Origin of the sequence: Sorangium sp. So ce1153, from assembly GCF_051521595.1 — a bacterium.
Classification (GTDB): domain Bacteria; phylum Myxococcota_A; class Polyangia; order Polyangiales; family Polyangiaceae; genus Sorangium.
Map to the genome: position 1 here is coordinate 8,246,824 of NZ_CP150361.1, position 13,226 is coordinate 8,260,049.

Here is a 13,226-nt window from a genome sequence, read left to right on the forward strand (position 1 = left end):
CAGGAGAACAGATCGAGCTGGACCGGACCGCGGGGCGGATCGGGAAGCGGGGGCGGCGCGGCCTGGACCGGGGGCGATGCCGGAGACGGCTCCGGCGCCCGGTGGGGACGCTTCAACCCGGACGCCGGCTCGGTCACGAGGCGGAGCCTGCCCCGGCCCGACGGCAGCTTGCGTGCTGGCGCGGAGTGCTCGCGATGGCCGTCTACACACGACGGTCACCGCGCCGCTCTTGACCGCGCCGCACGCGCCTCGGCGCGCGGCGCGCTGACCTTCTCGTCCGTCACTGCCCACCTCCAGAGCTGGCGGTGAACCAGGTGCCCTGGGGAGCGGCAGCGGCCCCGGGCGCCGGACTCCCGTCACAGCTGCTCGACCGTATTGTGCTCGTAATACTCGACGAGCTCCAGGCCGGAACCGTTGAGCCCCGCCTGGGCATTGATGTAAGGCAACGCGTCTCGGACGGCCTTCATCGTCGTGGCGATGGCGCGACGAGTCCCCACGACCAACGCGGCGTGGTGCTCCACCGCCCGTCGCGGATCAGTGATGTAGCGGAAGAGCCCCTGGATCTCCGGGATGTACACGCGCCCGCGCGTTCCGAAGGTCTGAATGCGCTCTTCCTTCACCTGGCCCACGCCGCCGTACATGAAGATCTTGCCCTCACGCGCGTTGGTACAGGGGCGCAGAAACGCGCAGGTGCCGGGCTTGAGGTCTCCGTCGATGGCTCCCCAGCTGTTCTCCCGCCCCACCACGTCCGCCAGGATCTGGTGCTCGGTGATCCTGGAGCCTGGGTGCATCACGCTCTTGGCCCAGACACCACAGTGGAAGAGATCCACCTCCTGCCTCTCGTCGTCGAACATGTTGTTCCAGTCCCCCAGGACCGGGACCAGCCCCGAGGCGCTCTGCAGCATGTACATGCCCATCCAACCAGCAATGTCGGTCTCGCAGGCGGCGGGCAGCAGGCGCTCGGAGAGCATGCTCATGCAAGTGCAAGGCATGACCCCCACCTCGCCTCCCACCTGGTACTTCTGCATCTCCGTCCAGCAGCGCACGGCGATGCCGTCGAGGTCGTTCTCCTCGACGAAGCGGTCGAAGACGACGCCCATTCGCCCGATGGCGTCCAGCGAAGCCGAGGGCACCTCCTCGGCTCCGAAGTGCTCGCGGATCTCGTCTTTCTTCGAGGACAGGCGCGAAGGTGACACGTTGCGCATCTGGCGATCGAGGGCAATCAGCTCCAGCCCCACGGTGTTCAAGCCCAGGTGCCCCAGCAGCTCGGTGGACACGGTGGTCACGGTCTGGAAATCGTCCGGCCCGGAGCCGACCAGGCCGAGGCGCACGCCTCGCCCTCGCCGACGAAACTTGGAGACCAGCACGCAGGTGGCGTGAAACGCCCGTAGGTCGTCGGCGAAGGCGACCGAGTCGACCGCTTCGCAGTGCTTCGAGGTGAGGGTGTAGGGATAGCCGATGTGGCGCAGGGCATTGGTCGCGGAGAAGCGACCACAAGCTCCGTCCCGACGCCCTCGCTGGCCCATCTTGCCCTTACCGCGCACGTCGGGCTCGGTGTGAATCAAGACGGGTACGTTCAGATCCGCCAGGCGCAGGAAATCCCGAATGCCGTTCTCGTCCGAGAAATTGTACATCGAGCAGACGACCCCGATGGCCCCGCCGCCGTCCACCCCGGCGCGGTGCTCCTGCGCCTCCGCGGCGGCACGCTTGGCGTCTGCATAAGTCTCTACATTGCCCAGGTCGACGTACTCCACTGCATCGCCGAGCAGCTCCCGCACCACGGAGGCCGTGGCCTGGGCGCCCTCCACGGCGAACTCCGTGGGAAAGCTGCCGCGGTTGCCCATGAATCCCAAGATCATCGGTTTCCGGCTCATTGTCGTCCTCCCGAAAAATGCTCCAAGCCCGCGCACTCGAAGCGCCTCGCCCCAAGCCTTTCTCAGCCTGGTCGCGCGGACGCCCCCCGCGTGAACCCAAGTCTTCGGCCGTCCCATCAACGGGACGTGCTGCGGCCCGCCTCGAGACCAGGGTGGAGTCATCACCTCCACACCCGAGGTGGGATTTCGAAGCTCGTATGTTTTACATCGAAGCAGAGGCTTAGGCAAGAGTATTTACGAAGTACCCGAACGGGGGCGCTGCGGCCCGCGTCGCTTCCAAGAATCAGCCGGTGGTGCTCCGGTGCTCCGGCACGAGCACGGCCCATGCCCGTCCGGGAGGGAGATAAGGAAGGGTCGGCCCACCGCGATGCGGTGCGTTGGGCCCGGAGGCTGCCTCCCCGGGATCGCGCCGGCCGCGGGCGCGCGCGCCGCTCAGGCGGAGGCCTCGCGCCGGCCGCGGACGCCGGACGCGTCGAGCAGGTGATCGCGGAAGGCGCGGATCTTCGGCGAGACGAAGCGCGCCCCCGGGCGCACGAGGGTGAGGCGAGCGGCGTCCGACGCGGCTGGGTCGCCCCTTGACGCGACGCCGCTCCTCGCGCCTGCTGGTGGGCGCCTCGCCGTCCTCGGGGTCGGTTGTGGGCGACACGCGAATGAGCATTGGCCTAGATCTGTTTGCAACGCTCCATCGCCTCGTGAACGAGGCCGTGGGCACCCTGCCCTCCGCGCGGCGCGGTAGCCTGCTGACCCGAGATCGAGAGCGGCTGGTCCACAGGGTCTCCGTCGGCTTCGACGGCGAGCTGCCGAGCGCGCCGCAGGTCCTCGTCGACGCGGGGCCGGCCAGCGCGCTCTCGATGCTGGACTCCGCGGACGGCGCGGTCGTCACGGCGGCCGCCGGGTGGTACCGAGCGCACCTGCCGGACGCGCCGGCGCTGCACCTCGCGCCCGCCGGAGCGGTCATGGTCCTCGCGCCGGTGCGCGTGCAGGGACAGGTGGTCGGCGTGCTCGCCGTCGAGCAGCCGGACGGGAAGGCGCCTCTGGACGAGCGCTGGGCGCGGCTGGTCTCGCTGGCGGACAGCGCCGGGGCGGCGCTGGAGCGGCGTGACCTCTACAACGAGAAGGCCGAGGCGGCCCAGGAGACGCGCGTGCTCGAGGCGGTGCTGAACGCCGTGTCCGCGCGGACCAGCCCGCACGAGCTCGTGGAGCTGATCTCGAAGGGCATCAAGAGCGTGCAGATCCGGCCGCAGTGGAGCTCCGTGCACCTCGTCCTGCTGGGCGACGCTCCCGGCGGCGGCTCCTCCTCGCACGGCGGCGCCGCCGGCCGCGAGACGCGCATCTACCGCGCCCCGCAGCGGCCGCCGGTGGCGTTCTGGAACAACATCCGCGACGGGGCCCTCGTCGCGGGGCGCAACCTCGGCGTCCACGTGGACGTCCGCATCGCCACCATCGCCAGCGACAGCAGCGGCGACATCGCCCAGCGCGAGTTCCTCGAGGAGGCCATCGACCGGGGCGTGCACGGCATCGCCGTTTCGCCGATCAACCCCGAGGTCATCGAGCCGGCGATCCGGCGCGCGACGGCGGCCGGGATTCCGGTCATCGCGCTCGACACGCCGCCCGTCGACGGCAGCAGCGCGACGGCCTACATCGGCATCGACAACGCGGCGGCCGGGCGGCTCGCCGGGCAGCTGATGGCGCGGCTGCTCCCGGAGGGGGGCAAGGTCGGTGTGCAGACGTTCTCGCTCCGCAGCGTCAATGCCATGGAACGCATCGCGGCGTTCCGCGCGGCGCTCTCCGGCACGTCCCTCGACGTGCTGCCGCCGACCGAGGATCACTACGACGAGGCGGCCGGCCTGCGGCTCGTCCGGGAGGCCGTCGAGAGAGAAGGTATCGCCGGCGCCCTCGGCGTGTGCGCGGCGAACGGCCCGCTGTGGGCAGCGGCCGCGAGGGAGCTGGGGCAGGCGGGGAGGCTCAAGATCGTCACGTTCGACCTCCTCACGGACACGGTCGCGATGCTCCGGGAGGGCACCATTCACGCGGCCATCGTCCAGCGCGAGCACGAGTGGGGATATCGCGCGGTGCAGGTGCTCTGCGACATGGCGCTCCAGGGCGTCGAGGCGGCCCTGGCCGGGCTGCCCACGCGGGCGGGGCCCGGGGGAGCGTCCGCGCTGCGCTTCATCGACACCGGCGTCGATACGGTGACCCTCGAGCGCACGCCCTGGTCCATCGCGCTCTCCGATTACCTGACCCTGGACGCGAGCCGCAAGGCGACGAAGCGGAGGCGCCGGCTCACCCAGGCCAGCCGCCCGATCGAGATCCTCGTCGCCGGCCTGAACGCGGGGGAGGAGGGCTTCCGCGACGAGCGCGCCCCCCTCGACCCGGGGTCGCTGGTCGGACAGGTGCTGAGCAACGCCGGATCGATCATCGTCGACGCGCGCTCGAGCGAGCTCGATGGCGCGCCCGACGTCGCCGAGGCGCGCAGGAGGGGGGTGAGCACCCTGGTCGGCGTCCCGCTCCTCGCGAGCGGGATCCCCCTGGGCGTCCTCGTCCTGGAGAGCGGGCGCCGCGAGGCGTGCTCGCTCGAGGAGCTCGCGCTGCTCGAGCGCGTCGCCGACACGATGGCCGTGGCGCTCGAGAACGCGCAGCTCGTCCACCGGATCACGGAGCGGACCCACGAGCTCGAGCAGGCGAACCGGCACCAGGAGTCGCTGCTCGACACGATCCGCGAGCTCTCCAGCCCGGTCGTGCCCATCGCGCGGAGCATCCTGGTGATGCCGGTCATCGGGACGATGGATGCGCAGCGGGCCGGCCGGTTCATCGAGTCGATGCTGCAGGACATCACCGAGCGTCACGCCCGCGTGGTGCTGGTCGATGTCACGGGGATGGCGGTCGTCGACGCCGCCTCGACGGAGCACCTCCTGCGGGCGGCGCGGGCGGCGCGGCTGCTCGGCGCCGAGGTCGTGCTCGTCGGCGTCACGCCGGCGGCGGCGCGGCTGATGGTGGAGCAGGGCGCGGACGTCGGGGGCGTCGTCACCCGCTCGACCCTGGAGCTCGGGTTCGCCTACGCGCTGTCGAAGACAGGCGGCCAGATCACCTACCGCGGCACGTCGCGCACGCAGCCCTCCTGAGACGACCAGAACAAGGGCCGTGACGGGGCTCCCGGCGCCGCTCAGGCGGAGGCGTCGCGCCGCCCCCGCGTCGCGTCAGGCCGCCGCGTCGGGGAGCCACTCGCCGTGGAGGCCGAACGGGACGCGGCACGGCAGGCGGACGCGGGCGACGGGCGGCGACGCGAACCTGGACGCGTCGAGGATGACGAGCTCTGTCGCGGAGCCGTCGCGGCGGTGGACGAACAGGATCACCCAGGCGTCGTCCTCGGCGTCGCTCCCCGGCCGCGGCGCGACGACGCACTCGCCGGGCATCGCGTCGTCCCCGAAATCGTGCGCGACGGCGGCGCCCGTCTCGAGATCGTGCTGGCGCGCGACGGTCCGCGAGAAGCTGCCGTCGGGGCCGAAGTCGCAGAGCTCGGTCGTGTACGCGCGGCGATGGCGGGCGCCGACGACCGCCGGGTGCACGCGCGGGAAGTCGAGGAACCGCGGATCCAGCTCCGTCTCCGCGGCGCGGCCGCTGCGGAGGTCGAGCGTGAACCGGTGGAGGGCGTGCGGCGCCATGATCCGCGGCGCGCGCACCGCGTCGAGCACGACGGTGCCGCCCTCCTCGAAGGCGTTTACTGTGTGGCTGATCGTGCACGGCGCCACGTCGAACCATCGCATGTCGTCGCCGCCGCCGTCGCGGGGCAGGACGCCGATGCGGGCGGGGAAGCCGTCGTCCCACCGGAGCGGCACCGCGGAGCGCACGTCCCCGAGCAGCACCGGGAGGACGAGGAAGACGACGTACCGCGCGGTGATCGCGAAATCGTGCATGAAGGTCATCGCGGGGACGTCGAGCGCCGCGCGATGGACGACGCGGCCGGCGGCGTCTGCGCGATAGTACGTGAGATGCGGACGCGAGGGCGCCTGGGAGAAGAAGAGGAGCTCGCCGGTGCGGGGGCAGATCTTCGGGTGAGCCGTCATCGCGTTGCCGAGCGCTCCGCCGAAGTCGTGGGGCCCCACGGTCTCGAGCTCGGCGGTCACCTCGACCGGCCGCTGCACCTCGACGAGCGCGAGGATGCGCCCGGCGTGCCGGACAACGCTCGTGTTGGCGTAGGCGCCAGCGATCCAGCGGTTCCGGTACCAGCGCGCGCGGCCGTCCTCCAGGCGCACGCCGTGGAGCATCCCCTCCGCGGCGAACCACGCGGGCGACCAGCCGGTCCGGGGATTCGGCCCGTTGCGTACGTACGTGCCGCGGAGATCCGCCGGGATCTCGCCGGCGACGTCGAGATCGACGTGGGTCCGCTCCTCGCGCACGGGCGCGAAGGCGCCGGCCAGGTGAAAAGGCACCGTGTTCGTCGACGTGTCTGGGGGGGTGTTTGTCGGCTTATCTGGGGGCGTTTTCGGGGGCGCGGCCGTGTTCGTCGGCGGGTTTGGGGGCATGTCCAGATTCGACATGTATTCACTGTATACTCGAGGAGCGAAATGTCCAGCGTGAGGAGGAAGAAATCTGGCACCTACCATCATGGCGACCTCCGGCAGGCGCTCATCGATGCTGCGCTGCGCGCGCTCGAGCACCAGCGGGCGGAGGACCTCTCTTTACGCGCGCTGGGCCGCGAGCTCGGGGTCAGCCCCCGCGCTCCGTACCGTCACTTCGAGACGAAGGAAGAGCTCCTGGCGGCCGTCGCGGTCGAGGGCTTCCGCGCCTTCGGGGAGCTCCTGGCGCCGCGCGTGGCGGCAGCCGGGGCGGACCCGATCGCGCGGCTCCGCGCGATCGCGGAGGCGTACGTCGTCTTCGCGGTCGAGCGCCCGGCGGCCTTCCGCGTGATGTACGCGCCTTATGACACGGTGAAGGAGAGCGCCCCGGAACTCCTGCGGGCGCGCGCCGAGGGCCATCGCGCGACGATGGACTCCCTCGCGGAAGCGCAGGCCGCGGGGATCCTGCGCGGGGGCGATCCGATGCAGCTGGCCCTCGTGCTGTGGTCGAGCATGCACGGGCTCGCCGTGCTCCTGACGCAGGGACAGCTCGGACGGTTCGACAAGCCGGTGGAGGCAGCGAAGCTCGCGGGGCTCATCAGCGGGCTGCTCATGGAGGGGCTGATGCCGCGGGCAGGGGGGCCTCCTCCACCGGCTCCCTCGGCCACGCGGCGCTAGCAGAGGGGCGTCGTCACCGGGCGGTCGCCTTGACGAAGGCAAGCTCCTCTCGGGCGAGAGCGAGCCAGTCCTCCTCGGCGCCTTGCACCGCGACCCATTCCTTCATCACCTTTCCCGGGCCTGGCTCGAAAAGTGGGCTGCTGCTCCCGGCGCGACGAGCGCGTCGACGCGCGCTCTCGGCACCTTCTCTACACCGCGGACCGGGTCAAGGAGCCGCCTCGCCGCACGCCTCGAGGCGCTGCTCGAAGAACCGGCGCTCCATCGCGTTGCGCGCGAGCGCCAGGGCCGCCCGGAAGTGCTGGGCCGCGGCATCGCGCTGCCCGCGGCGGAGCTCGAGCTCGCCGAGCGCGGCGAAATAGAAAGGGTAGGCGGCGAGGCGATCGCGCCCCTCGATGGCGGCGATCTCCTCGAGGCCGCGCTCGGGGCCCTCGTGCTGCGCGACGGCGATGGCGCGGTTCAGGGCGACGACCGGGGAAGGACGGATCGTCATCAGGGTGTCGTAGAGCGACACGATCGTCCCCCAGCGCGTGTCCTCCGCGCGGGGCGCGCTCGCATGAACGGACGCGATCGCGGCCTCGACGTGGTATTCGGTCAGCTCCGGCCCCGTGGCCGAGAGGTCGAGGAGCCGCCCGCCCTCGGCGAGGAGCTGCTGGTCCCACCGCGACCTGTCCTGGTAGACGAGGGAGCTCAGGTTCCCGGAAGCGTCGACGTCTCCTTGCCAGGAACTTCGCCCCTGCGACGTTCGAGGGGCGCCGCGGCGGACATCTTTTTTCGCCCCGGGGGCGATCTCGCCGGAGCGCGCGGGCGGCGGTGGGCCGACAGGAGTAGCGGGGGCGCCCGCCCGCGCTGGCCTGGAGCGACGTCGGGATGAGGTTGCGCCGGCGGGCCCGGGTGCGCCGCAGGCGCGCCGGCAGGAGCCTTCGCGGCGGATGGCTCAGCCCGCCGCGGCGGCCTGCTGCGTCTGGGAGCGCGCCCGGAGGCGCTGCCGGGCCGAGGGGCCGCCGGGGTGGCGCACCGAGGCGACGGCGCGGTCCATGGCGTCGCGCCAGTAGCGCGCGACGTCCTCGCGGCCGGTGAGGAGGGCGTCGATGGGGCCGTGGTCGGTGTCGATCTCGACGGCGAAGCGGTCGCCGCGGGGCTGCACCTGGACGCCGTGGACCTCCCCGGCGGAGATGGCGGCCCCGAGCCTGCCCTCGGGGCGCAGATCGATCGCGCCGGTGCGGCTCACCCAGGGGGCGACGACGAAGCGGCCCGGCCCGAACGACGCGACAGGGGCGGAGCGCGCCGCGTACCGCGACGAGAACCGGGCGACGCCGAGGAACGCGTAGCCCGCGAGCGAGAGCAGCGCGGCGCCGCTGCCGACGCCGATCGCGATGCCGCTGTCGCCGGCGGCGACGCTGCGCATGACCTGGATCCACAGGGCGAGCGCGGCGAGCAGCAGCAAGCCGCCGATGAGCGCGTTGCGGGTCGCGGACCCGCGCGGGCCCTGGCTCGCGTGGTCCCGCACGACGAGGAGCTCGCCCTCGCTCCGGATCGCGAACCGCGAGAGCGCGACGGCCGAGAGCGCGGGCGCCGGCTCCGGCGCGGGCTCCGGGAGGGGCCGCGGCGCGATGGCGTCCGGCGGCTCGGTACCCCGCGCCGTCTCGAGCGGCACGCGCAGCGCCACAGCGAGCGGCGCCGCCACCGCCTCGACGAGCGCCTCCGCCCGCGCGGCCTCGAGATCCTGCGCCTCGGCGACGAGCAGGCGCTGCTCCGCCGCGCTGCGCCCGGCCGAGGATGCGGGCGCCGCGAGCGCGAGCCAGGCGGCGACGTAGGTGCGCTCGCGCGTGCACGAGGCGGCGCCGCAGCACGGGCGCTGCGCCGCGATCACCTCGACGCGCACGGCGTCGCGCGCCTCGGGCGCCGCCTCCCCTGCCCCGCCCGCGCCGCGCGCCGGACCGGCGCCCGCGAGCCGCAGGGGCGCGAGCTGGACGGCGCTCGCGCCGCGCTCGACGCGGAGCCAGACGGGGTCGCGCGGCGCCGGGCCGAAGGCCGCTTCCTTGTCGCGCTGCGGCGCGCCGAGCTCCGGCGCGACGCGGAGGAGCAGCGGCGCGCCGCCCGCCGCCGAGAGAGCGCGCGCCGCCCCGGCCGGGTCGCCGAGCGGATCGAGGGCGGGAGCGGAGCCGTCGGCCCCAAGAGAGCGGAGGGCGCTCGCGACCCCCGCGTCGAACGCTGCGGTGCTCGGCTCGGGCATGGCGGCACGTTTGCCCCGGCTGCGCTGGGTTGTAAAGCGGCCCCGTCCGCACGGCCACGCGGGGACCGCTCTGTCCCGGGCTGGAGCGGCTCCACCGTCGGTGGTGGCCGGATTTGAACATGAAGGCGGGAAGGCGGGAAGAAAAGATCAATGATCTTCCCGCCTTCATGTGAATCACTCCGGGGCAAATTGGGCCACCACCCCACCGTCCACGACGAGCCGGGACCGCGCGCACCTGGCCTGAACGGCCCGCTGCCGCTCGCGCACGCTCTGGCCCGCACGCTGGCGCTGGCACCGGCGCGACAGCAGCGCGCCGAGCGCGGCGAGCAGCAGCGCCCCCCGCGCGCCCGGCCGCCCGCCGCCGGTCGAGCAGGAGCAGCCGGCGTCGCCCTCGGCATCATCCACGCCACCGCGCGTCGGCTTGTCCCCGATCCCCGGCGCGCCGCCGCCCGCGCCGGCCGCACCGCCCACCCCGCCCGCGCCGGCCGCGCCGCCCACCCCGCCCGCGCCGGCCGCACCGCCCGCGCCGGCCGTCGCGCCCGAGCTCGCGACAGCCGTCCCGCCGATCGGGTAAAGCGCGCAGACCCCTTCGATATCGTCTTCCTCGAGCGTGCGCGCCGACGTGCCGCCCGGATAGAACCCCAGCATCGTCGCGCCGCGCACGTTCGTGTGGCCGAGGCCAAGGAAGTGCCCTTCCTCATGGGTGGCGATCGACGCCACGTCGATGCAGTCGCCCTCGCCGCTGTCGTTCCAGCAAAAGCCCACGTTGTTGAACACCATGTCGGCGTCCGCGATGACGCCGTCGCGATCCCAGACGGGCATCGTGATCGCGATGACCGAGTCGACGGCGCCGAGCGCGTCGGGCCAGCCGTCGCTGATCCAGAGGAACACGTTCCTGCCGTCGCCGGCGTCGTAGCTGGCGTCCGTGTCGCCGAGGAGCTCGGTCTCCCACGCCGTGCACGCGGGGCTCGACCAGGCCGCGAACCCCGCCTCGATGCCGGCAGCCGCGAACCCCGCGAGCGGCGCCGGGATCGAGCCCCGGCTGATGTGGTAGCGGACCGGCAGCTCGGGCCAGCGGGGGACGACCTCGAGGTCGAGCGGCGCCCACGCGGCGGCCTCGGGGACCCCGGCGAGCAGCGCCAGCGCGGCGGCGGGCGTGGTGACCAGCGCGAGCGCGGCCCGGGAGCCCCTCTTCATCCCCTCATCATCGTCTCATCGGCCCTGCGGCACCACCTCGAGCTCCTCGGGGGCCGCGCCCCCCTCCAGGGGCAGCCGCACCTCCACCCCCTCGTGGATCGGCAGGGGCGCCGCGACGGGCCAGGCGCGCGGCGTCTGGCCCTCCCCCGCCGCGACCTCGCGCAGCGTGACGCCGCGCACAGGGGCCACGCCGCCGTTGAAGAGGCACGCGCGCAGCTGCCCGTCCTCCACCGCGACCGAGCACGGGATGACGTCCGCCGTCGCGCGCCGGATCCGCTCGAGCTTCGCCTCCTCGGCGGACGCGGCGGGCAGGAGGGCGACGAGCGCGTCGCGGGCGCGCGGGTCGCGCAGCCACGCGAGCATCATCGCCGCGTGGATGCGCACGACGCGGTAGCGCGCGCGCGTCAGCTCGAAGAACGCGTCGGGAGACGCCACTCCGGTCTCGCCGTCGAGCATGCCCGTCACGCCCGGCTCGATCTTCACCTCCGTGCCGGGCGCCTCGACGTGCCACTTCACCGCGCGCCCCGGGCCGAGCGCGCCCTCCCAGAACAGGCCGCGCTCGGTGATCCCGGCGCGCTCGCCCTGGCGATCGCGCCGCGCGAACGTGAGCAGCACGCGGAAATCGCTGACCGGAGCGCCGCTGTTGTTGACGACCGCGAGCTCGAAATCGTAGCGCCCGCGCGCCGGCCGCGGCGGCCGCCCGCCCCCGTCCGGGCCGGCGTCGCCCGGCGCCGCGCCGGCGTCGCCCGCCTCGTCGCCCGCCTCGCCGGCCTCCTCTCGCTCGTCGCGGGCCTCGCCGTCCTCGTCGTCCGCCCTCTCCCGCTTCAGGATCGGCGCGATCACCCCCGCGCCGTCGTCCGGCCCGGTCGACCCGAGCACGCTGAGGATCGGCACCCCGCCCCGCCAGAGCGGCGAGTCGGCGCGGTCGCACAGGCAGTGCGGGAACGACGGCTCGGCGCGCTCCTGCGCCTCGCCCGCGAGGAGCGCGGCGGCGGCGCCGCGCGCCGCCTGCCCGACGCCGCGCGCCGCCTGCCGCTCGCCCGGAGGCAGCTCGCGGGGCGCCGCGAACCGCTGCACGAACGCCATCGTCGCCACGATGCCGACCACGGCGAGCGCCGCGGGCACGACGACGCGGGCCCGCAGCGGGAGCGCCTCGAACCCCTCCTCGCCGCCGCGCTCGCGCCCGCGCCCCGGCGGCGCGGCGAGCGGCGTCGGCCGGGGCGCGAAGACGGGCGCCGCCGCCTGGCCGGGGGCCGGGGCCGCGAGCCGTTCGGAAGCGAAGCCCATGTGGCGCGACATCTCGGCCACGAGCGCGTCGCGCAGGCGGTCCGAGGGCGGCCCGCCCCAGGTCGCGAGCCGCGCGGTGAAGCGCAGCGCGAGCCAGGTCGCGAGCGCGACGAGGACCGCGAGCGACGCGGTCCCGAGGGGGCCGCTCGCGAGGTAGTCGGGCGACAAGGCGGCCGCGAGCACGCCGAGCGGCGCCGGCGCGATCCAGCTCGCCATGCGGGCGCGGAGGCGCGCGCGGTATGCGCTCTCCATCGCCTCCATCGCCGCCGGCGAGGTGACGCCGGGGACGCCGGGGAGGTCGCCCTCGAAGCGCGCCAGGACGAAGCAGTTGTGCGGCGAGCACGCGGATGGATCGAGGGCGACGCACAGCGCCTTGCCGCGCCGGAAGAGGCCGCGGATCGCGGTGTAGGGCACCCCGAAGCGGACCGGCGCCGCCACGGCGCCCAGGGCGAACCCCTCGGCGTAGCCGGCGACGCGCACCAGCTCGACCTCGAGCTCCGTCTCGGCGCAGGTGAAGCGCACCGCGCCGACGGCATTGGCGCCGCCCTCGGCGATCGCCAGGGCGGCGACGGAGAACGCGCGAGCCAAGGTGGCGGCACCCTAACCGCGCGGGCCGGAGCGCTGCAACGGAAACCCGGCCGGGGGGACCCGGCGGGGCCGGAGGGGGACGGAGGGGGGCCGGGGAGCGGCGGGTGACCGTTGATCGCTCCGCGCCGGGTGCGTAAGACGTGGCGCCATGAAGCCTCTCCAGATCGTCCTCGCCCTCTCCTGCGCTGCTGTCGTCCTCGGCCCGGTCGCGGGCTGTGAGGACAAGGTCCCCGAGCCCGACCTGCCGCCGGGCAGCGCCATCCCGGCGGTGAAGCCCGCCGAGCCGGAGCCGGCCGACCTCGTCAAGGAAGACCTCGTCGTGGGCACCGGCCCGGAGGCGAAGGACGGCGACAAGGTCCGCGTCCACTACACGGGGCGCCTGCTCAAGAACAACGCCGAGTTCGACTCGTCCGTCGGCCGGGAGCCGTTCGTTTTCACCCTCGGCAACACGGAGGTCATCAAGGGCTGGGACGAGGGCGTGGTCGGGATGAAGGTGGGCGGCAAGCGCAAGCTCACGATCCCGTCGCGCCTCGCCTATGGCGAGGCGGGCAGCCCGCCGAAGATCCCGGGCAAGGCGACGCTCGTCTTCGACATCGAGCTGCTCGGCGTCGGCGACGAGACGAAGGACGCGGCCAAGGGCGCGGACGACAAGGCCGGAAAGACCGCGCCCGCGTCCGACAAGGCGGCGAAGCCGGCGGCCAAGCCGGCCGAGGCCAAGGGCGACAAGCCTGCCGCCGCGCCGGCCGAGAAGAAGGAAGCGCCCAAGGAGGCGAAGTGAGCCGCAGGTCCCGCGCTCAGACGACCCGCGCGAGC

9 protein-coding genes are annotated in these 13,226 nt (G+C 73.8%); 3 read left to right on the forward strand and 6 right to left on the reverse strand.

Annotated elements, in window-relative coordinates:
* Nucleotides 1-356: 356 nt before the first annotated feature.
* Complete coding sequence (locus tag WME85_RS29630) at nucleotides 357-1,859, reverse strand: L-fucose/L-arabinose isomerase family protein (protein WP_437826033.1); 1,503 nt, start codon at nucleotides 1,857-1,859, stop codon at nucleotides 357-359.
* Between the two features lie 665 nt (nucleotides 1,860-2,524).
* Between WME85_RS29630 and WME85_RS29635 the strand changes: the two genes are divergently transcribed.
* Entirely contained in the window at nucleotides 2,525-4,996 is a 2,472-nt protein-coding gene (locus tag WME85_RS29635) for a substrate-binding domain-containing protein (protein WP_437826034.1), read from the forward strand.
* Between the two features lie 75 nt (nucleotides 4,997-5,071).
* On the opposite strand, the gene WME85_RS29640 is transcribed toward WME85_RS29635, so the two are convergent.
* On the reverse strand, nucleotides 5,072-6,304 hold the full coding sequence (locus tag WME85_RS29640) for a carotenoid oxygenase family protein (RefSeq protein ID WP_437826036.1): 1,233 nt from the start codon (nucleotides 6,302-6,304) through the stop codon (nucleotides 5,072-5,074).
* Between the two features lie 135 nt (nucleotides 6,305-6,439).
* Between WME85_RS29640 and WME85_RS29645 the strand changes: the two genes are divergently transcribed.
* Nucleotides 6,440-7,108 carry a TetR/AcrR family transcriptional regulator gene (locus WME85_RS29645; protein ID WP_437826038.1) on the forward strand — a complete coding sequence of 223 codons (669 nt, stop codon included), beginning with the start codon at nucleotides 6,440-6,442 and terminating at the stop codon, nucleotides 7,106-7,108.
* A gap of 205 nt (nucleotides 7,109-7,313) precedes the next feature.
* On the opposite strand, the gene WME85_RS29650 is transcribed toward WME85_RS29645, so the two are convergent.
* From WME85_RS29650 to WME85_RS29665, 4 genes are all read right to left on the reverse strand, one after another.
* Nucleotides 7,314-7,598 carry a hypothetical protein gene (locus tag WME85_RS29650; protein WP_437826040.1) on the reverse strand — a complete coding sequence of 95 codons (285 nt, stop codon included), beginning with the start codon at nucleotides 7,596-7,598 and terminating at the stop codon, nucleotides 7,314-7,316.
* A 444-nt stretch (nucleotides 7,599-8,042) separates the two neighbouring features.
* Complete coding sequence (locus tag WME85_RS29655) at nucleotides 8,043-9,341, reverse strand: hypothetical protein (protein ID WP_437826041.1); 1,299 nt, start codon at nucleotides 9,339-9,341, stop codon at nucleotides 8,043-8,045.
* Between the two features lie 174 nt (nucleotides 9,342-9,515).
* On the reverse strand, nucleotides 9,516-10,538 hold the full coding sequence (locus WME85_RS29660; protein ID WP_437826043.1) for a matrixin family metalloprotease: 1,023 nt from the start codon (nucleotides 10,536-10,538) through the stop codon (nucleotides 9,516-9,518).
* Between the two features lie 15 nt (nucleotides 10,539-10,553).
* Complete coding sequence (locus WME85_RS29665; RefSeq protein WP_437826045.1) at nucleotides 10,554-12,413, reverse strand: hypothetical protein; 1,860 nt, start codon at nucleotides 12,411-12,413, stop codon at nucleotides 10,554-10,556.
* A 148-nt stretch (nucleotides 12,414-12,561) separates the two neighbouring features.
* On the opposite strand from WME85_RS29665, the gene WME85_RS29670 reads away from it, so the two are divergent.
* Complete coding sequence (locus WME85_RS29670; RefSeq protein WP_437826047.1) at nucleotides 12,562-13,191, forward strand: FKBP-type peptidyl-prolyl cis-trans isomerase; 630 nt, start codon at nucleotides 12,562-12,564, stop codon at nucleotides 13,189-13,191.
* Nucleotides 13,192-13,226: the final 35 nt, after the last annotated feature.